The organism is Terrabacter sp. P5_B1, from assembly GCF_056400505.1.
Map to the genome: position 1 here is coordinate 1 of NZ_JBFULD010000034.1, position 19,005 is coordinate 19,005.

The following is a 19,005-nucleotide window of genomic DNA, read 5'->3' on the forward strand; positions in this document are numbered from 1 at the left end:
CGGCGGACCTCCGGGGCGCACTGCTCATCGCGGCGGACCTGCGGTGGGCCGACCTGCTCGGCGCGGACCTGCGCGACGCCGACCTGCGCGGGACTCGGCTCGACGGCGCCCTCTTCCTCACCCGTCCGCAGCTGGCCGCCGCGCGCACCTGAGCGCCGAAGCGCCGTGGCGYCGTGGCACCGTGGCACCGTGGCACCGCAGGGCGGTTCGCGCATACCGGCGCGCGACGACCGTCCAGAGACCACAATCGAGGCACTGTCCACGTCGAGCACCGGAGTCGGCCGTGCCTCGAGCCAGGGTCGCCGCAGCACTCGTGCTGCCGTGCGCCCTCACCCTTTCGACGTGCTCGTCCGGCACGCCCGTCATCGAGCTGAGCCAGTTCGCCGGAGCGTCCGGCACGCCGTTACCCACGCCACCGACGCAGACGGTGACGGTCACCGAGATCGACAGGCAGACCATCACCGCGACGGTCGTGACCACCGCGACCGTCGTCGCGACGCCCACGGTCACCGTGACAGCGCCTGCGTCGCCCAGTCTGAGCACGAGCCCCGTCTTCAACCGGCCCGTCGCACTCGCCGACTGCACGAGCCTCGTCATGGACGTGCGCCTGCTCGACCGGATGTCCTTGTCGGGCAACGCTGCCGCCCTCCAGCTCGACCTCATGGCGCAGCACCTCGCCCGGCTCGGGGCCAACGGTCCACCTCCAGGCCTCGACGCCCCCAGCTACTACGGCAGGCTCGCCTCCTTGGGGCTCTTCGCCCGCGCYGCCTCGGACGAGGCCAGGGCGAGCTCGCCCGTGGCGGCGAGCCGTTACGCCGTCATCCGCCGGGAGACCGGGGTCCTGCTGGCGCTCGTGAACGGAGCGCTGACGACGACCTTCACGCTGCCGGCGCCCCCACCGCGACCGACGTCCACCACCACCCGCTGACGCCCCTCAGCGGGACGGCGGCTCGGCGTGGATGCGGCGACTCAGGCGCGTGTGCGACGGCGGCGCCGGCACGCGAGACCAGACGGCGCGCTGCAGCGCCAGGGTGAGCCAACCGGCGAGGGCCATCCCGACGACGTTGATGACGAGCTGGAGACCACTGCCGCGCACCTCCGGCCACGCGCCGAAGGCGAGGCCGAGCGCGACGTTGCCGGCGGCCGGGATGGTCGTGACGGAGATGAAGACGCCGCTGAGCCCTCCGAGCTTGGCCGACGTCAGGGAGAGCACCCCGGCCGCGGCAGCGAGCACGGCGACGATGAACGACCACTTGTCCGGCGCGTAGATGAAGTGGGTGCTGGGACGGTTGCCCGTGATGTCGTCGAGGGTCACCCAGCCGAGGGCGCGTCCGACGAGCCCGGCCATGCACGTGACGAGGATGGCCACGAGGAAGCCGACGACGAGGGCCCGCGCCGCGACGGCGAGCAGGAGCGGTCGCCGCCGGACGAGTGCGACCCCCAGCGCGGCGATGGCGCCGAACTCAGGACCCAGCACCATGGCGCCGATGACGAGGATCTGCGAGTCGAGGACGATCGCGATGCCGGCGATGAGGGTGGCGAGCGACATGAACGACAGGAACGTCCAGTTCAGCTCGCTGTCGTCGTAGGACCGCTGCGCCACCTGCGCCCACACGACGGCGTCGGCGCTGCTTCCCGGCGTCGCCTCGTCCGCCTCGAAGCCGGCCCGCGAGACCCACGTCGTGACCGGCTCGATCTGCAGGGTCCCGTCCCGGTGGACGCCGAGGTCGTGGAGCCGGTCGACGAGGACGTCGGCGCCCTCCCTGGCGACGTCGGCCTGGACCACGTCGCCGACCGGGCGCACCGCCGCTCCGCGCAGGACCGACAGCGTGCTCACGGCCGAGGAGTCGGCGAGCACCTGCATGACCGACTCGGTCAGCTCGTTCGGGATGGTGACCGTCAGTTTCAGCATGTCGCACAGTCTGCCGCTCGGTTGACACGCGCCGCCTGTCACCACGACAGTGACATCTGATCATCCGAACAGATGAAAGGGATTGCCGTGAGCACCGTCGCCGGACGCGACGGGTGGGCCGCCCCCTCCGTGCACCCCGAGAAGGTCGCCCTCGCCACCGACCACGCCCCGGGTGTCGACGAGCTCGCCCGCGTCACCAGCGTCTTCAAGCTGCTCGGCGACCCGACCCGTGCCCGGCTGCTCTATGCCCTCCTCGAGGCCGGTGAGCTCTGCGTCTGCGACCTCTCCGCCGCGACCGGTACCGCAGAGACGACCGTCTCCCAGGCACTCCGGATGCTCCGTGCCTCGGGTGTCGTCACCGGACGGCGCGAGGGCCGCAACATCTACTACCGCCTCTCCGACGCCCACGTCAGGCTGCTCCTCGACGTCACCCGCGCGCACGCGCTCCACGACGGGGGTCGGCGTCGATGAGCCACGGGCACTCCCACGGGCACACTCCCGGACACGCGGGCGCCCGACACCGCTGGCGCCTCGCCGTCGCCTTCGGCCTCGTGGCTGCCTTCTTCGTCGTCGAGCTCGTCGCCGCCCTGACGTCGGGCTCTCTCGCCCTGCTGTCCGACGCAGGGCACATGGCGGCCGACGTCGTGACGCTGGGCGCGGCCCTCGTCGCGACGCGGATCGCGACCCGCGCCGACACCACCGGGCGCCGCACCTTCGGCTCCTACCGGGCCGAGGTCTTCGCCTCCGGGCTCGCGGTGCTGCTCATGCTCGGCGTCTCCGTCTACATCGCCGTCGAGGCCGTCGGGCGCATCGGGTCGAGCCCTGGGATCGCCTCGGGCACCATGCTCGTCGTCGGCGGGATCGGTCTCGTCATCAACGTCGTCGCACTGTTCCTGCTGCGTGGCGGCGCTGCCGAGAGCCTCAACGTCAAGGGCGCCTACCTCGAGGTCGTGGCCGACACGGTCGGCTCGGTCGGGGTCATCGCAGCCGCCCTGCTCGTCGGCGCGACCGGGAGCGCGTGGTGGGACACCGTCGTCGCCCTCGCGATCGCCGTCTTCGTCGCGGTCCGCGCCCTCGCGCTCGGGCGCGAGGTCGTCGCCGTCCTCGGCCAGCACGCACCCACCGGCATCGAGCCGACCGAACTGCTCACCGCGCTCGGCGAGGTACCGGGCGTCACCGAGGTCCACGACCTGCACGTGTGGACCCTGACGTCGGGCATGGACGTCGCGACCGCCCACCTCGTCACGTCGCGCCCCGACACCGGACCGGAGGTGCTCGAGGCCGCCTCCCGGATGCTGCGCGAGCGCTTCCACGTCGCCCACGCGACCCTCCAGGTCGAGACGACAGACCGGTCCACCTGCCAGGGTGCCGACTGGTAGGCACATCCTCCGAGCCTTGACGCCGGTACCCGCGACCGACAGTGTGACCCACCGTGACGTCCCAGGCTGAGTCCTCCCCCGTGCTGCGGGCGCGGCTCGCCGCCGGCGCTGCCTTCTTCGTCCAGGGTCTGCTCTTCATCTCCCTGACGACCCGCCTGCCGCAGGTCCAGCAGAAGTGGTCGCTCGACGAGCTCGCCGTCAGCGGGCTGCTCCTCATGGTCGTCCTGCTCGCCGGCGTGGGCTCGGTCGTCGCCGAGGTCGTCGCGGCGCGCTCGTCGAGCGCCGTGGTCGTACGCGTGGGCCTCGTCGTCGCGACGCTGGGCTTCGGGGTGCTGCTCGTCGCGCCGGCCTTCGGCGTCTTCGTCGCCGGGCTCGCGGCCTACGGGCTGGCGCTCGGGCTCGTCGACGCCTCCTCGAACATGCAGGCGGTCACGGTCGAGCACCTCTACCGTCGCCCGATCCTGCCGTCGTTCCACGCCTTCTGGACCGCCGGTGGCATCCTCGGCACCCTCGTCACGCTCGCGACGTCGGGTGTCGAGCTCGGCCCGGCGCTGCTACCACTGCTCGCCTTTCCCGTCGCGGCCCTCGCCGCGCCCTTCGTACGCCGCGACCGACTGGCCGCGACGGACGCCACGGTCGACGTGCCGTGGCGGCGCATCGCGCTCCTCGGCGTCGCGATGGTCCTCTTCTACATGGTCGACACGGCGGCCACGACGTGGGGACCGGTCTACCTCGACGGCACGCTGCACGCGCCGACCGGCCTCACCGCCCTGGCCACGCTCCCCTACCTCGTCGCGACGCTCCTGGCCCGTGCTGTCGGCGACCGTCTCGTCGATCGGCACGGCGCCGTGTGGCTGCTCCGGATCAGCGGGGTCGTCGCCGCCCTGTCGCTGGCGGTCATCGTCTTCGCCCCGTCGTGGGTCGTGGCCGTCGTGGGCTTCACGATCCTCGGTGGCGCCGTCGCGACCATCGCGCCGCTCAGCTTCTCCGCGGCGGGCGCCATCGCCGGCGGCGAGGACGCGGGCTCGTCCGGCGAGCGCATCGACAAGACCGACCAGGTGGTCGCCCGGTTCAACCAGTTCAACTACGTCGGTGCACTGCTCGGCGCCGTGCTGACCGGGGCCGTCGGGTCGGACAACCTGCGCCTCGGCTTCGCCGTGCCGATGGTGCTGATCCTCGGGATCATCCCGCTCGCGACGCAGTTCGCGATCATCCGGCGGCGGGGCGTCCCGGCCGGCTCGAGCTGAACACCCCTCGCAGCGTGGCGAGCGCCGGGGCGATACCTTCCAGGGGTATGCCGCCCGTACCGAAGGCGAGGCCGTGACGGGGCGGCTGCTCGAGGTGCCGGACCGACAGCGGCTCGACGTAGACGCCTGCGGCCAGGGCTGCCGCGGCGATCGTCACGTCGTCCAGGGCCGGGTCGCGTAACAGGGTGCACAGGTGCAGACCCGCCGCCGACGGGATGACCTCGAGCCAGTCGGCGAGACCCTCGGGGGACGTAAGCCCGTGCAGGAGCGCGTCGCGTCGGGCGCGGTAGACCTTCGTCGCACGCTTGACGTGGGCCGCATGGTGACCCTCGGCCAGGAAGTCGGCAAGAGCGCCCTGGGTCACGGCGTCCCCATCCCAGACCGTGACACGCTTCGCCTCGCGCAGGGCGGCCGTCAGCGTGGTCGGCGCGACGGCGTAGCCGACCCGCAGGGCCGGGAGCAGCGACTTGGAGAAGGACCCGACGTAGATGACTCGGCCGTCGCGGTCGAGGCTCTGCAACGGCTCGAGCGGCCGGTCGGCGAAGCGGAACTCGCTGTCGTAGTCGTCCTCGACGATGACGGCGCCGTGCCGAACGGCCCACTCCAGCAAAGCGATCCGGCGCGCCATCGACATGGCCACGCCGGTCGGGTGCTGGTGCGACGGCGTGACATAGACCAGGCGGGCAGCGCCGGGCAGGGCGTCGACGACGATCCCCTCGCCGTCGACCGGCACGCCGCGGACGACGGCGCGATGGGTCGCGAAGAGCCGCGCCGCGGCCGTGTAGCCGGGGTCCTCCACGGCGACGACGTCTCCGGGCTCGACGAGCACGCGAGCCACGAGGTCGAGAGCCTGCTGGGCGCCGGCCGTGGCCACCACGTCGGCACCGGAGGCGACGACCGACCTCGACCGGCCGGCATACCTCGCGATCTCCGCCTCGAGACGGCTGCCTCCGCGAGTGGCGTCCGGGTCGTCGTAGGTGCCGGCCGAGAGGCGCCCGCGGCGCAGGGTCCCGCTGACGAGGCGGCGCCACGTCGCGAGCGGGAAGAGCGAGCCGTCAGGCACCCCGACGGAGAAGTCGTGGGCGGCGGCGCCCGGGCCGGGAGCTGGTCCCACCGAGGTCGGGGCACCGGTCCACAGCGACGTCGGTACGACAGCGCCGAGGCGAGCGCGGCGGGCGGCGGGCCGGACGCACCCGCTCGCCACGAACGTGCCGGCGCCGCGGCGGCTCTCGAGCAGCTCCTCGGCGAGGAGGCGGTCGTACGCCGCAGTCACCGTGCCGCGCGAGACGCCGAGGGCCGCCGCAAGGTCGCGGGAGGCCGGGACCCGGTCGCCCCCGGCCAGACGGCCGTCGAGGACGGCCGTCCGCACCTGCGCGTAGATCTGGGCGGAGAGGTCGCCGGAGCCGCTGAGACTGACGTGGAGCTCCACGCCTCGAGCCTAGATTGGCCCAAACAACCTGACAAGAAGTGGCACTTCCAGTCGGTCCACTCGGACAGGATCCTTGAGGCATGACGACGACCGCAGGCCTCACCCGCACCAGCGCTGCCGCGACCGGCGGCTCACTCACCGTCGCACAGGGGGCCGCCCTGTCGGTGGGCGCCGTGCTCGGCACGGGGGTCATCACCCTGCCCGCACTCGCGGCCGCGGTCGCGGGCCCCGCATCGCTCCTGGCCTGGGCGGCGCTCGTGCTGCTGTCGGTGCCGCTCGCGAGCACGTTCGCCGCGCTCGGGGCGCGCCACCCCGACGGTGGCGGCGTCTCGACCTACGTGCGACGCGCCTTCGGTCCGCGGGCCGCCGGCGCCGTCGGGTGGTGCTTCTACTTCGCCATCCCCGTCGGTGCGCCGCCGGCCTCGATGATGGCCGGTGGCTACGTCGCGGACGTCGTCGGTGGCGGCCGCACGACCACCGTCGTCGTCGCCGCGGTGCTCATCCTGGGGACGGGGGCGATGAACCTGGCCGGCCTGCGGTTCTCGGGTCGCGTRCAGCTCGTGCTCGCCAGCGTGCTCGCGCTGCTCATGACGGCGACGGTGGCGGTCGCACTGCCGCACGGCAGCACGGCGTCGCTGACCCCCTTCGCCCCGAACGGGTGGACCGCCATCGGCACGACCGCGGCCGTCCTCGTCTGGGGCTTCGCCGGCTGGGAGGCGGTGGCGTCGCTCGCCGGGGACTACCGCGACCCGCGCCGGGACGTCCCGCGTGCCACGGGCATCGCCGTGGTCGTCGTCGGCGTGCTCTACCTCGCTCTCGCCGCGACCAGCGTCCTCGTGCTCGGGCCGGCGACAGGCCGCAGCGAGGCACCCCTCTCGGACCTCATGGCCATCGCGTTGGGCGAGCAGGCCCGCGTCGTGACGGCCGTCGTCGCCGTGCTGCTCACGATCGGCGCGATGAACGCGTACTTCGCCGGTGGGTCGAGGCTCGGCGCCTCGCTGGCCCGCGACGGCGCTCTTCCCGCATGGCTGGCCCGTGGCGGCGAGGCCGGTCAGGTGCCTCGACGCAGCACCCTGCTCATCACCGTCGCCTCGCTGCTTTCGCTGGGTCTCGCCGTCATGCTCGGCCTGGGGCTCACGCCGCTCATGCTGCTCGCGACCGGCTGCTTCACGCTCGTCTACGTCCTCGGCACGGCCTCGGCGCTGCGCCTTCTCTCGCGCGGCACCGTGGCCTGGTGGACGGCCCTGGTCGCCTTCCTGTCGGTCGCCGCGCTGCTGGTCGTCAACGGGGTGCACGCCCTGTGGGCCCTCGGGCTGGCCGTCCTCTCGCTCTGCTACCGGTCCGGCGCCCGAGGATTGGGAAGGCCTCCCAGCGCAGGCCCCTAGACTTCGCCGCCGTGACGACGACACAGCGCGCGGAGCGCGCCCCCCTGACGCGGTGGTTCCTGGACGCCGAGGAGACCGACCCGGGTGGCTACTACGAGCCCGAGAGCGAGGCCAGGGCCCAGCAGCACGTCCAGCCGTGGTGGCGCGTCATGTGCCTGACCGGTGTCGACTACTTCTCCACGCTCGGTTACCAGCCCGGCATCGCGGCCCTGGCCGCGGGCGCCCTGTCGCCGGTCGCGACGCTCGTGCTCGTCCTCATCACCCTCTTCGGCGCGCTGCCGATGTACCGCCGGGTCGCGGCTGAGAGCCCGCACGGCGACGGCAGCCTCTCGATGCTCGAGCGACTGCTCGCCTACTGGCCGAGCAAGATCCTCGTGCTCTGCCTCCTGGGGTTCGTCGCGACCGGCTTCGTCATCACCATCACGCTCTCGGCCGCGGACGCGAGCGCCCACGTCGTCGAGAACCCGTACCTCAAGTCGACGCTGACGGGCCACCAGGTCGGCGTGACCCTGACGCTGCTCGTGCTGCTCGCGGGCATCTTCCTCAAGGGGTTCAAGGAGGCCATCGGCATCGCTGTCGTCCTCGTCGTCGCCTACCTCGGGCTCAGCTCGGTCGTGCTCGTGCGGGGCATCCTCGAGATCGGCAACCACCCGACGGCGTTCCACGACTGGATCGTGGCCATGACCTCGGCCCACTCGGCGCCGTTCGGGATCATCGGGGCGTCGCTGCTCGTCTTCCCCGCGCTGGCCCTGGGCCTGTCCGGCTTCGAGACGGGTGTCGTCGTCATGCCGCTCGTCGAGGGCGAGCCGACCGACACGGCCGAGAAGCCGGAGGGCCGCATCCGAAACGCCCGCAAGCTGCTCACGACCGCCGCCCTCATCATGAGCGTCCTGCTCATCGGCTCCTCGCTCGTGACGACCCTGCTCATCCCACCCGCCGCGTTCCAGCCGGGCGGCGGGGCCAACGGACGGGCCCTGGCCTACCTCGCGCACCACCTCCTCGGCGAGGGCTTCGGGACGGTGTACGACGTCTCGACGATCGGCATCCTCTGGTTCGCCGGCGCGTCCGCCATGGCTGGCCTGCTCAACATCGTGCCGCGCTACCTCCCCCGCTACGGCATGGCCCCGGACTGGGCGCGGTCGACGCGACCTCTCGTGCTCGTGCTGTCGTTCATCGCGGCGGTCGTGACGCTGGCCTTCGGCGCGAACGTCGACGAGCAGGCGGGGGCGTATGCCACCGGCGTGCTCGCGCTCATGACCTCCGCCGCGATCGCCGTCTTCCTCACCGAGCTGCGGCGAGGTCACCGGGCCGCCGCTGGGTTCTTCGCCGTGGTCAGCGCGATCTTCGTCTACACGATCACGATCACCATCAGGCAGCGGCCCGAGGGACTCGTCATCGCGCTCATCTTCATCGCCCTCATCATCGTCATCAGCGTCTGGTCACGCATCGTGCGCTCGACCGAGCTGCGGGTCCAGCGGGTCGTCTACGACGACAGCGCGAAGGCCATCCTCGACGACGCGGCGCTGGGTCCCCAGCCGCTGCGCTTCATCGCCAACAAGATCAACGAGGGCGACCGTGACGAGTACCGGGCGAAGTCGCTCGAGGTCCGGATGCACAACCACCTCAACGCCCGTCAGGGCGCGATCTTCCTCGAGGTCGAGATCAGCGACGCGAGCGACTTCGCGACGACCGTCCACGTCGGCTCGGCCGTCGTCGGCGGCCACTACATCCTGCGCGCGACCGGCCCGTCGGTGCCGAACGTGCTCGCTGCCGTCCTGCTCGACGTGCGCGACCGGGTCAGCAAGCCGCCGCACATCTACTTCGAGTGGAGCGAGAAGGCGCCCGGCCAGAACGTGCTGCGCTTCCTGCTCGCCGGCGAGGGCGACATCCCCCCGCTGACCCACGAGATCATCCGGCGTGCCGAGCCCGACGCAGACCGGCGACCGCAGGTGCACGTCGGCGGCTGAACGCGCGCGTCGCCGACGCGGGCCGGACGGCATACTCACCCGCGGTTGGCCCAGCGCTCGGGCGTCGTGCGGTAGACCCGCGACTCCTCCTCGTACCACTTCTCGATGACGCCGAGGTCGTCGAGACCGAGGCGACGGCAGACGGCCTGCGACGGCTCGTTCGTCGTGTGGGTGGTGGCGTAGATCTCGGGTAGGCCCGCGTCGAAGCCGTGCTGGATCACGGCGGTCGCGGCCTCGGTGGCAAAGCCGTGGCCCCACGAGTCGGGGTGCAGGTGCCAACCGACCTCCACCTCACTGTCGTCGGCGTTCGGGAGCGTCAGCAGGAGGACGGACCCCGCGACCACCCCGGTCTCGCGTACCTCCACGGCCCAGAGGCCGAGAGGCGCCGTCGCGCTGCGCTCCTCGAAGCGGTCGATCCGGGTGTGCGCCTCGTCGAGGTCCCTCATGAGGACCGGTTCGCCGTCGCCGAGCCACTTCACGACCTCGATACGGCTCAGGATGTCGAGCAGCCGGTCGGCCTCGTCGTGCGACCAGGGACGGATGGTGAGGCGGGCGGTCTGGAGGTGCATGGCGCCACGCTCGCACCTCCCCGCGCGCCACGTCCACGCGATTCCCGGGCAGCCGGTGTCCGTCCCTCCTTGCCCTGTGCATTGGGTCTCCAGGTGACCCAGCTGGTACCGATCGCGGGCTGGGTCACCGCATGACCCAACGCACAGTCGGTGGGGACGCTGCCGCGCACCACCCCCACCTGCTGTCCACACCCCCAGCGGGATGCGACCTGGATGTCCACAGGAAGATGGTCGGCCTCCCGCCCACGTTCTCCTGGCCTGCACGGTGGATCCATGACCGTCCCCATCGGCCACGGGCCTGACGCCTTCGGCAATGCCCTGAGACATGCGCGCCGCACCTACCTGCTGAGCCAGCGGGCGCTTGCCAGCCGGCTCGGCGTCCCGCACAGCCGCATCTCCCGGCTCGAGGGCGGCCATCACGGCATCACGCTCGAGTCCGCCATCTCGCTCTACCGAGCGCTGGGCTTCAGCATCGGCCTGTTCCACCTCTTCCCCTGCCCGGAGAGCGACGAGGTCAAGCCCCGCTGCCACGACTGGGAGGATGACGGCGCCGTCGGACTCGTGGATGCGGCTCTGCGCGCGTTTCCGGCCCATGCTGCGGTCGGGCCGGGCGTTCCGACGTGGTGGGGGGCGCGCCACGGCTGGGGAGCGTCGGACCGGGAGGACCTCTGGTGGTTCCGCAACTACCGGTCGCCGCCGGTGCTGGCGGCACGGCAGGATGGCCGCATGTCCGACAGTATTGGCGCAGGCAAGACCAGCGAGATCAGTGAGGCCAGCGAGATCAGTGAAGCTGCGGCGGCCTATGCCGCCGTGCGGCCCGAGATCGAGGCCGCGACCGCGCTCTTCGTCGACATGGTGACGGGCCTGCTCGACGACGCCGGCATCAACTACCTCAGCGTCAGCGGCCGCACCAAGTCCGTCACGTCGTTCGCCTCCAAGGCGGAGCGACGCGATGACCACGGCCTGCTCTACCCGAACCCCCTGGTCGACGTCACCGACCAGATCGGCGTCCGCGTCATCACCTACGTCCACGACGATGTCGCAGCCGTCGCAGAGCTGCTGGCCGAGGAGCTCGCCGTCCTCGACGACCGCGACATGGGCCTCGAGACCGCCCGGGCCGGACGGTTCGGCTACGCGAGCCGCCACCAGCTGGTCTCGGTCGACGCGAGCCGGACCGTGCGCCCGGCCTACGAGCCGCTGCGACGGCGGAGCGCGTCCGTCCAGATCCGCACGGTGCTGCAGCACGCGTGGGCCGAGTTCGAGCACGACATCCGCTACAAGGGGACCGTGCCCGAGGAGCACGCGCACGAGCTCGACCGCCGCTTCACCCTGGCCGCCGGGCTCATCGAGCTCGCCGACCGGGAGTTCTCGGCCATCCGCGACCGCCTGCAGATGGCACTGCCCGAGGTTCCACCCCACCCCGACGAGCAGGACCAGCGGATCAGCGCGCAGGACCTCGCCAAGTTCCTCGCCTCGAAGTACGCCGGAGCCGGGTGGGCACGCACCGACCACTACACGTGGGTCTCGGGCCTGCTGCTCGAGCTCGGCATCACGTCGGTCGACGCCCTCGCCGAGGTCATCGCACCCGTCGACGGGGCCGACCTCATCGAGCGAATGGGCTACAAGTACCCGCCGGGCGCTGTCCGCCGCCTCGACGACGCCCTGCTCGCGACCTTCGGCACGCGCTACCTCGACCTCGAGGGCAACGCCCACCGCCGGGCCTCCCTCGAGGCGCGACTCGGTCGGCTCGCCGCCGGCTGACACCGCGAGCCGAAAAACTTCAGTCCAGGGTGTCGATTCCGTTCGGTCGAGTTCGTCAGGATGATGTGGCGAGGGTCGCCACCTGCGCGGTCTCCCGGCTGCGCACCTGATCGAGAAGGAGCCGGCCATGGCCGACACGTACGTCTACCTCATCCACGAGGGCGACTGGGACTCCGACGCCTACCTCGGCGGTCAGCCCGAGGCGAGCCCCGCGGGCAAGGACCCCGCCGCGCCCGGCGTCGCCGCCGACATGGACGCCTCGTTCCCCGAGCACAAGGCCTTCCAGAAGGCCGTCGTGGACCTCGGCGCCCGCGTCGTCGGGGGCGCCGCGCTGCAGAGCTCGCGGCACGGCGGCACCGTGACCCCCGGCGCCAAGGGTCGCCTCGTCGAGGACGCCGTCTACACCGACGGCCCGTTCCCCGACACGTCCGAGGTGATCACCGGCTTCTACCTCGTCGAGACCGACGACGAGGACACCGCACGCCGGGTCGCGGCGCTCGTGCCGACCGGCGGCCACATCGAGTGGCGCAAGGTCTTCCCGACGGGGATGTGAGTGCCGCTCGGGACGGGTGAGTTCGAGGAGGCGTGGCCGCGCATCGTGCGCGCCCTCGCCTCCTTCACCGGGAGCCTCGACGACGCCGAGGAGTATGCCGCCGAGGCCGTCGCGCGCGCCGCCGCCCACGAGCGGGACGGCGGGCGTCCCATCGAGTCGTATGCCGCGTGGTGCACCTCGGTGGCCAAACGGGCGTGGCTCGACGATGCCCGGCGACGCTCCGTGGAACGTCGGCTGGCCCCTGAACTTGCCACAGAACTCGCCCGTCCCGAGGCGGAGCGCACCGCCATGGACGCCGACAACCTGTCCTTCCACGCAGGGGAGGGACTCGACGACCGCCTCGCCCTGCTCTTCGTCGCGTGCGACGAGGTCGAGGCCATCTCCCCCGCGTCCCGGATGGTCCTCGCCCTGCGCGTCGTGTGCGGCCTGACGATCCCGGAGATCGCCGGCCACCTCGGTATCCAGGAGACGGCCGCAGCGGCGCGGCTCACCCGCGCGAAGCGCGCTCTAGCCGAGGCCCGAGGGACGTTCCACGTGCCCGAGGCGATCGAGCGCGAGCGCCGTCTGCCGGTCGTGATCGCCTGTGTCGCGGGGATGTTCACGGTCGCGCACCGGACCGTCCTCGACCCCGCGGACGCACTGGCCGACACCGGACGGCAGGCGCTCTCGATCGCCGACGCGCTCGTCGCCGCCTACCCCCACGACACCGAGGTGCGCGGCCTGCGCGCCGTCATCCGCCTCGGTCTGTCCCGGCGCCCCGGTCGCGTCGACGACTCGGGTACCGGTCTCGCGCTCGACGAGGTCGAGCGGTCGCGCTGGGACGTGGCGCTGCTGCGAGCGGGGCTGGAGGACGCCACCCTCGCGGCCGCCGGTGACGGCCGCTTCGCCATCGAGGCCGCGATCGCCGGGCTGCACTCGAGCACGGCCACGTTCGAGCGCACCGACTGGCCGCGCATCGCCCAGCTCTACGGCGCGCTCGAGGACCGGTGGCCCTCCCCCTCGGTTCGGGTCGCTCGTCTCGTCGCCTCCGCCCACGCGATCCTCGCCGAGGGCGGCTCCCTGGACGCCGTGGAGTCCGAGCTCGCTTCACTCGAGAGTGGCGCCCCGGCATACGCCAGTCGTGACGCGAGCCTCGCCCTCGCCGACCTCGAGTGGCGCACGGGACGGCGGGAGCAGGCGRCAGCGCGCTATCGCGACCTCGCCGAGGTCATCGCGGTGGAGCCGCTGCGGCGCTTCTGCCTGCGCCGGTCCGTCACTCCCCCGTGACGCCGTCGACGGCCTCGCGGAGGAAGTCCGCGTGACCGTTGTGGCGGGCGTTCTCCTCGATCATGTGCAGCAGGATCCAGCGCAGCGTGAACTGCTGATCGACGGACTCGTCCATGATCCGGCGGAGCTCCTCGGGGCTGTCATCACGCGCGGACGTCATCTCCCAGTCGCGATCGGCGTCCCAGTCGGCACTCGCCCACGGCTCCGGCATGGGGCGGGAGGGTGTCGCGGTGGGAGTCGAGGTGGGAGTCGAGGAAGGCGACAAGGGTTGTGGCCTCGTCGGCGGCGAGGGGCGGGTCGGTGCGCCCGGTCTGCGGGGATGTCGTCATGGCGACCGACGCCAGTGTCCGGCCCTCGATAACCGCCTGCCGATCTCATCCTCACGGGCGCACACTGGGCGCGTGCCAGCATCGAGCCAGTGGGTCGCGTTCCTCATCGCGTCGATCCTCTTCATCCAGGTCCCGGGCCCCAGCCTGCTCTTCACCATCGGGCGCGCCCTGACCGTCGGGCGTCGAGAGGCGCTGCTGTCGGTCGTCGGCAACGCCGTCGGGGTGACGGCCCAGGCCCTCTTCGTGGCCGTCGGTCTCGGCGCGGTCGTCGCGGCCAGCATCACGGCCTACACGGTCATCAAGGTGGCCGGTGCCGCCTATGTCATCTGGCTCGGCATCCAGGCGATCCGGCACCGGCACGAGGCGCGCGAGGCCCTCGAGGCGCAGGTGTCGGCCAAGCGCGGCCACGCCCTGCGCGTCGGGTTCCTCGTGGGAGTGACCAACCCGAAGACGATCCTCTTCTTCGTCGCCTTCCTGCCGCAGTTCACCAACGCGCGTGCGGGACACGTCGCGGTGCAGATGGTGGTCCTCGGCGCCGTCTTCGGCCTCATGGCGATCTGCAGCGACAGCATGTGGGCACTGCTCGCGGCGCGGGCCCGGGAGTGGTTCGCCCGCAAGCCCGACCGCCTCGAGAAGCTCGGCGTCACGGGCGGCGTCATGATGGTCGGCCTCGGCGCCACCATGCTTGCGCGCGAGTAGCCCACGCGCCCCGGCGAGATCTGTTTGACTGAAACGGTGGCTCCCCCCCAGGTCGCATCTGCTGCTGCCGGCGTCGAACCCCTCCACCGGGTCCGCGAGCACGAGCGTGCTCTCGAGCAGGTGACGAAGGCGTATGCCGCCCTGCCGCCCGACCGGCCCGTGCGGCTCGCCAAGCGGACCTCCAACCTCTTCCGCACCCGCACCGCCACCGACGCAGCCGGGCTGGACCTGTCCGCGTTCCGGGGCGTCGTCGAGGTGCGGCCCGGCGTGGACGGTGGCCCGGCGACCGCCCTGGTAGGCGGCCTGACGACCTACGAGCAGCTCGTCGACGAGCTGCTCCCGGACGGCTACGTGCCCCTGGTCGTGCCGCAGCTGCGGACCATCACGATCGGCGGGGCCGTGACGGGTCTCGGCATCGAGGCCTCGTCGTTCCGCAACGGCCTGCCCCACGAGTCCGTGCTCGAGATGCGGATCCTCACCGGTGACGGGGAGGTCGTGACGGCGACGCCTGACGGGGAGCATGCCGACCTCTTCCGCACGTTCCCCAACTCCTACGGGTCCCTCGGCTACGCCCTCGACCTCGTCATCGAGCTCGAGCCGGCCCGACCGTACGTCGCGCTGCGGCACGTGCGGTTCGACTCGGTGCGGGCGCTCACCGACGCGGTGGGCGACGTCATGGCGTCACGGTCGTGGGACGGCGACCGGGTCGACTTCGTCGACGGCGTCGTCTTCGGGCCGACCGAGGCCTATCTCAGCCTCGGCCGGTGGACCGACCACCTCGAGGGCCAGGCCCGACCGAGCGACTACACCGGGGAACAGGTCTTCTACCGGTCGATCCAGCAGCGCCGCACCGACGTGCTCACCGCCCACGACTACCTGTGGCGCTGGGACACGGACTGGTTCTGGTGCAGCCGGGCCTTCGGGGCACAGAACCCGACGGTGCGCCGGCTCTGGCCCACCCACCTGCTGCGGAGCGACGTCTACTGGAAGATCGTCGCCCTCGAGAACCGCCACCACGTGATGGCCCGCATCGACCGGCTGCGCGGCCTGCCGAGCCGTGAGCGTGTCGTGCAGGACGTCGAGATCCCGCTCGAGCGCACGGCCGAGTTCGTCGACTGGTTCCTGCGCGAGGTGCCGATCGAGCCGGTCTGGCTGTGCCCGATCCAGCTGCGTCCGACTCCCGGCTCGCCGCCCGACGAGACCCCGTGGCCGCTCTACCCGATGGCGCGCGGCGAGCGCTACGTCAACGTCGGCTTCTGGTCGAGCGTCATGATCGAACCCGGCGCGAGGGAGGGCGACGTCAACCGCCGCATCGAGGCCGAGGTGACCCGGCTCGGCGGCCACAAGTCGCTCTACTCCGACGCGTACTACGACGAGGCGACCTTCGCCGCCCTCTACGGCGGCACGGCATACGACCCGATCAAACGCAGGTACGACCCGAGGGGACGGTTCCCCACGCTCTACGAGAAGGCGGTGCAGGCTCGATGACCTTGACGGTGGGACAGGCATTCGACCGTGTGTTCGGCTCCGAGGCCCCGGTGCGGGTCGTCGCGTGGGACGGCTCGGAGGGCGGCAGCCCCGACGGGCTCGTGCTGCGGCTCACCACCCCGGAGGCGCTCAACCACCTCCTCATCGCGCCCGGCGAGCTCGGGCTGGCCCGCGCGTACCTCACGGGCGACCTCGTCATCGAGGGGATGGACGAGGCGGACCCGTACGACGTCCTGCGCGTGATCAGTGACGGGCTCCCGGCACGTCGTCCGAGCCGGCACGACGCGGCCGAGCTCGCGCGCTTCGTGGCCCACCACCGCCCGCACCCCCCGGCGCTCCCGTCCGAGGAGACGCCGAGCCCGCTGCGCCGCCTGACCCAGGGCCTGCGCCACGCCAGGACGCGTGACGCGGCCGCGATCAGCCACCACTACGACGTGTCCAACGCCTTCTACGAGCTGGTGCTCGGTCCGTCGATGACCTACACGTGCGCCTGCTTCCCCACCGAGGGGGCTTCGCTCGAGGAGGCTCAGGCGTACAAGTACGACCTCGTCGCGAGGAAGCTCGGCCTGCAGCCGGGCATGCGGCTGCTCGACGTCGGCTGCGGCTGGGGCGGCATGGTGCGCCACGCCGTCAAGCACTACGGCGTGACGGCACTGGGGGTCACCCTGTCGTGGGAGCAGGCCACCTGGGCGCAGGCCGCCATCGAGGCCGACGGCATCGCCGACCGGGCCGAGGTCAGGCACGGCGACTACCGCGACGTCACCGAGCGCGGCTTCGACGCGATCAGCTCGATCGGCCTGACCGAGCACATCGGCGTCGGCAACTACCCGGCCTACTTCCGCTTCCTGCGCGAGCACCTGCGTGACGAGGGCCGGCTGCTCAACCACTGCATCACCCGCCCCGACAACCGGCACCCGGGACTGCCGCCCCGCGGCTTCATCAACCGCTATGTCTTCCCCGACGGGGAGCTGACCGGCAGCGGCGACATCGTGCGGGTCATGGAGGACGAGGGCTTCGAGGTGCGTCACCACGAGAATCTCCGTGAGCACTACGCCCGTACGTGCGCGGCGTGGAACGCGAACCTCTCGAAGAACTGGGACGAGTGCGTCGAGCTCGCCGGCCTCGGCACCGCCCGCGTCTGGGGGCTCTACCTCGCGGGGTCGCGGCTCGGTTTCGAGCGTGGCGGGATCCAGCTGCACCAGGTCCTGGCCTCCCGCACGACCGGCGAGGGCGTGTCGGGCTTCCCCTTGCGTCCTCGCTTCGAGCCGGCCGACGGCTGAGGGCTGCGGGGCCGCTTTCAGTCGGACCCGCCGAGGTCGACGTCGTAGGCCTCGTAGACGAGGTCGCCACCCTTCTGCCGGTGCCGGACGAGCCGGCCGACGAGCACGGTGAGCTCTTCACGGAAGATGGGGAGGTCGGCCATCGTGCCGCCGTGCTCGAGCACCGCGAGGTAGCCGTGGATGGCGCCGTGCAGGTCGCTGTGCTCCTCGAGCAGGCGCGTCACGCGACCGGACAGGCGCGGCGCGCTGTGGCGGGCGCGGTCGTAGATGCCGCCGGGGCTCTCGGTGAGCGCGATGTGGTCGTCGAAGTCGTGGGCCAGTTCGGCGAGGGCCGCGCGCACCCGCTCACGCCACGCCCCGCCGCGCGCGATGGGCGCCTCGAGTGCGAGGTCGACGGCGGCGACGGACTCGCGCAGCTCCGACCGATGCCGGCGGACCCGGTCGAGGTAGACAGCAAGGTCCACCGCTGTCTCGACCCGGTCGCGATCGAACTCCCGCACGTCGATCGGTCCCGGCGCGGCGAGGGCTGGAAGGGCAGCGTTCGGCTGGACGTTCATGGGGGACCTCCGGTGCCCTCAATGGTCGCCCTTCGGTGCCCGGTCCGTCCAGAGCCCAGGACGGGGAAGCTCGGCCGGCCGTCAGGCCAGGGACAGGAAGAGCTTCTCCATCTGCGCCACATCCATCTCCTCGCCCTCGGGGTTGGCCAGGCACTCGCGCAGGCCGGTCGCGATGACGGCGAACCCCGCGCGGTCGAGCGCCTTGGAGACCGCGGCGAGCTGGGTGACGATGTCCTTGCAGTCGCGCCCCTCCTCGATCATCCTGACGATGCCGCCGATCTGCCCGCGGGCGCGGTTGAGGCGGCGGATGACCGACTGCATCTCGTCGAGGTCGAGCTCCACGGCATTCTCCTGGGGTCGTCGAGGGTGACGTCTCATGATACCCCCCGCCGTATGCCGTCACTCCCGGCGCTTGGGAGCGCTCAGCTCGAGCGCGGCGCGTACATGATGAGCGCGACCCCGACGAGGCACACGAGCGCGCCGGCCACGTCCCACCGGTCGGGCCGGAAGCCGTCCGCCACCATGCCCCAGAGCAGTGAACCGACGACGAAGACGCCGCCGTAGGCAGCCAGGATCCGCCCGAAGTTCGCGTCCGGCTGGAGGGTGGCGACGAAGCCGTAGAGGCCGAGCGCGACGACCCCCGCACCGGCCCAGAGCCAGCCCCGGTGCTCGCGCACGCCCTGCCAGATGAGCCACGCACCGCCGATCTCGGCGAGGGCGGCGAGCACGAAGAGCAGGATCGAGCGGGTCACGGTCACGCCGTCATCGTCGCACCGGCAGGGGTGTCAACGTCGGTTGACGAACGTGAGGCGACGGCATAGGGTGTCAACTGAGGTTGACAGGCCGCGAAGGGTGACCGCAGTGACGATGGAGGTCGACGACGTGCTCAAGCTGGCTCGGGCCACCGGTGACGACGACCCTCGCGCCGCCCTGGGCGCCGCGAGGGAGCTGCGGCGGGCAGCCGACCGCACCGAGGCCGCCGTCGTGCGCCGCGCGCGCAACCAGGGCCTCGCGTGGGCCGAGATCGCCGAGCAGCTCGGCGTCAGCAGGCAGGCGGTCCACAAGAAGTACGGCCGCCGCTAGGCCGCCGGCGTCAGCCCTCGCGCCGCAGCACCACCACCGTGTCGAGTGCGACCCTCGTCCCGTCGTCCGTCTCGACCGGGCGTTCCCGGATGCCCGACTGC

The 19,005-nt window shown here is 72.0% G+C and carries 21 protein-coding genes; 14 read left to right on the plus strand and 7 right to left on the minus strand.

Features of this window, described 5'->3' with window-relative positions; genetic code table 11:
• Both AC1DP0_RS04415 and AC1DP0_RS04420 read left to right on the plus strand, forming a co-directional pair.
• A partial coding sequence (locus AC1DP0_RS04415; RefSeq protein ID WP_478082689.1) for a pentapeptide repeat-containing protein occupies window positions 1-152 on the plus strand: 152 nt, incomplete at its 5' end.
• A 131-nt stretch (window positions 153-283) separates the two neighbouring features.
• Window positions 284-928 carry a hypothetical protein gene (locus tag AC1DP0_RS04420; RefSeq protein WP_478082669.1) on the plus strand — a complete coding sequence of 215 codons (645 nt, stop codon included), beginning with the start codon at window positions 284-286 and terminating at the stop codon, window positions 926-928.
• Window positions 929-934: 6 nt separating this feature from the next.
• On the opposite strand, the gene AC1DP0_RS04425 is transcribed toward AC1DP0_RS04420, so the two are convergent.
• On the minus strand, window positions 935-1,912 hold the full coding sequence (locus AC1DP0_RS04425; RefSeq protein ID WP_478082670.1) for a DUF389 domain-containing protein: 978 nt from the start codon (window positions 1,910-1,912) through the stop codon (window positions 935-937).
• Window positions 1,913-1,999: 87 nt separating this feature from the next.
• Between AC1DP0_RS04425 and AC1DP0_RS04430 the strand changes: the two genes are divergently transcribed.
• Genes AC1DP0_RS04430 through AC1DP0_RS04440 form a run of 3 tightly spaced genes read left to right on the plus strand, consistent with a single transcriptional unit; the run spans window position 2,000 to window position 4,538 of the window.
• The gene (locus AC1DP0_RS04430) at window positions 2,000-2,383 is read left to right on the plus strand and encodes an ArsR/SmtB family transcription factor (protein WP_478082671.1); all 384 of its coding nucleotides are present in this window, start codon (window positions 2,000-2,002) and stop codon (window positions 2,381-2,383) included.
• Window positions 2,380-3,291, plus strand: coding sequence for a cation diffusion facilitator family transporter (locus AC1DP0_RS04435; protein WP_478082672.1), 912 nt, complete (start codon window positions 2,380-2,382; stop codon window positions 3,289-3,291). The genes AC1DP0_RS04430 and AC1DP0_RS04435 overlap by 4 nt, the downstream gene beginning before the upstream one ends.
• 53 nt (window positions 3,292-3,344) lie before the next feature.
• A complete protein-coding gene (locus tag AC1DP0_RS04440) occupies window positions 3,345-4,538 on the plus strand; it encodes an MFS transporter (protein ID WP_478082673.1) in 1,194 nt (397 codons plus the stop codon).
• On the opposite strand, the gene pdxR is transcribed toward AC1DP0_RS04440, so the two are convergent.
• On the minus strand, window positions 4,501-5,967 hold the full coding sequence (gene pdxR / locus AC1DP0_RS04445) for a MocR-like pyridoxine biosynthesis transcription factor PdxR (RefSeq protein WP_478082674.1): 1,467 nt from the start codon (window positions 5,965-5,967) through the stop codon (window positions 4,501-4,503). The two genes, AC1DP0_RS04440 and pdxR, sit on opposite strands and share 38 nt — an antisense overlap.
• A gap of 80 nt (window positions 5,968-6,047) precedes the next feature.
• Between pdxR and AC1DP0_RS04450 the strand changes: the two genes are divergently transcribed.
• Entirely contained in the window at window positions 6,048-7,352 is a 1,305-nt protein-coding gene (locus AC1DP0_RS04450) for an APC family permease (protein ID WP_478082675.1), read from the plus strand.
• A gap of 11 nt (window positions 7,353-7,363) precedes the next feature.
• Window positions 7,364-9,319 (plus strand): APC family permease, encoded by a 1,956-nt coding sequence (locus tag AC1DP0_RS04455; RefSeq protein WP_478082676.1) that lies wholly within the window; start codon window positions 7,364-7,366, stop codon window positions 9,317-9,319.
• 35 nt (window positions 9,320-9,354) lie between these two features.
• Here AC1DP0_RS04455 and AC1DP0_RS04460 read toward each other — a convergent pair whose 3' ends face one another.
• Window positions 9,355-9,888 (minus strand): GNAT family N-acetyltransferase, encoded by a 534-nt coding sequence (locus AC1DP0_RS04460; protein ID WP_478082677.1) that lies wholly within the window; start codon window positions 9,886-9,888, stop codon window positions 9,355-9,357.
• Window positions 9,889-10,161: 273 nt separating this feature from the next.
• On the opposite strand from AC1DP0_RS04460, the gene AC1DP0_RS04465 reads away from it, so the two are divergent.
• The 3 genes from AC1DP0_RS04465 to AC1DP0_RS04475 all read left to right on the plus strand — a co-directional run bounded on the left by AC1DP0_RS04465 (window position 10,162) and on the right by AC1DP0_RS04475 (window position 13,468).
• Window positions 10,162-11,649, plus strand: a complete 1,488-nt coding sequence (locus AC1DP0_RS04465) for a helix-turn-helix domain-containing protein (protein ID WP_478082678.1) — start codon at window positions 10,162-10,164, stop codon at window positions 11,647-11,649.
• Window positions 11,650-11,776: 127 nt separating this feature from the next.
• Entirely contained in the window at window positions 11,777-12,202 is a 426-nt protein-coding gene (locus tag AC1DP0_RS04470; RefSeq protein WP_478082679.1) for a YciI family protein, read from the plus strand.
• Window positions 12,203-13,468 carry a DUF6596 domain-containing protein gene (locus AC1DP0_RS04475; protein ID WP_478082680.1) on the plus strand — a complete coding sequence of 422 codons (1,266 nt, stop codon included), beginning with the start codon at window positions 12,203-12,205 and terminating at the stop codon, window positions 13,466-13,468. It abuts the gene before it with no gap.
• On the opposite strand, the gene AC1DP0_RS04480 is transcribed toward AC1DP0_RS04475, so the two are convergent.
• Window positions 13,455-13,679: a mycothiol transferase gene (locus AC1DP0_RS04480; RefSeq protein WP_478082681.1), complete on the minus strand. Its 225-nt coding sequence runs from the start codon at window positions 13,677-13,679 to the stop codon at window positions 13,455-13,457. The two genes, AC1DP0_RS04475 and AC1DP0_RS04480, sit on opposite strands and share 14 nt — an antisense overlap.
• 190 nt (window positions 13,680-13,869) lie before the next feature.
• Between AC1DP0_RS04480 and AC1DP0_RS04485 the strand changes: the two genes are divergently transcribed.
• The 3 genes from AC1DP0_RS04485 to AC1DP0_RS04495 are packed head-to-tail and all read left to right on the plus strand — an operon-like array spanning window position 13,870 to window position 17,264.
• A complete protein-coding gene (locus AC1DP0_RS04485) occupies window positions 13,870-14,496 on the plus strand; it encodes a LysE family translocator (protein ID WP_478082682.1) in 627 nt (208 codons plus the stop codon).
• Between the two features lie 36 nt (window positions 14,497-14,532).
• Window positions 14,533-15,984, plus strand: coding sequence for an FAD-binding oxidoreductase (locus AC1DP0_RS04490; protein WP_478082683.1), 1,452 nt, complete (start codon window positions 14,533-14,535; stop codon window positions 15,982-15,984).
• Window positions 15,981-17,264 (plus strand): class I SAM-dependent methyltransferase, encoded by a 1,284-nt coding sequence (locus tag AC1DP0_RS04495; protein ID WP_478082684.1) that lies wholly within the window; start codon window positions 15,981-15,983, stop codon window positions 17,262-17,264. The genes AC1DP0_RS04490 and AC1DP0_RS04495 overlap by 4 nt, the downstream gene beginning before the upstream one ends.
• 17 nt (window positions 17,265-17,281) lie before the next feature.
• Here AC1DP0_RS04495 and AC1DP0_RS04500 read toward each other — a convergent pair whose 3' ends face one another.
• The 3 genes from AC1DP0_RS04500 to AC1DP0_RS04510 all read right to left on the minus strand — a co-directional run bounded on the left by AC1DP0_RS04500 (window position 17,282) and on the right by AC1DP0_RS04510 (window position 18,579).
• Window positions 17,282-17,821, minus strand: a complete 540-nt coding sequence (locus tag AC1DP0_RS04500; protein ID WP_478082685.1) for a hypothetical protein — start codon at window positions 17,819-17,821, stop codon at window positions 17,282-17,284.
• Window positions 17,822-17,902: 81 nt separating this feature from the next.
• Complete coding sequence (locus AC1DP0_RS04505; RefSeq protein ID WP_478082686.1) at window positions 17,903-18,163, minus strand: metal-sensitive transcriptional regulator; 261 nt, start codon at window positions 18,161-18,163, stop codon at window positions 17,903-17,905.
• An 80-nt stretch (window positions 18,164-18,243) separates the two neighbouring features.
• Window positions 18,244-18,579 (minus strand): YnfA family protein, encoded by a 336-nt coding sequence (locus AC1DP0_RS04510; protein ID WP_478082687.1) that lies wholly within the window; start codon window positions 18,577-18,579, stop codon window positions 18,244-18,246.
• 94 nt (window positions 18,580-18,673) lie between these two features.
• Here AC1DP0_RS04510 and AC1DP0_RS04515 point away from each other — a divergent pair, with 94 nt between their 5' ends.
• On the plus strand, window positions 18,674-18,904 hold the full coding sequence (locus tag AC1DP0_RS04515) for a hypothetical protein (RefSeq protein WP_478082688.1): 231 nt from the start codon (window positions 18,674-18,676) through the stop codon (window positions 18,902-18,904).
• The last annotated feature ends 101 nt before the right edge of the window (window positions 18,905-19,005 follow it).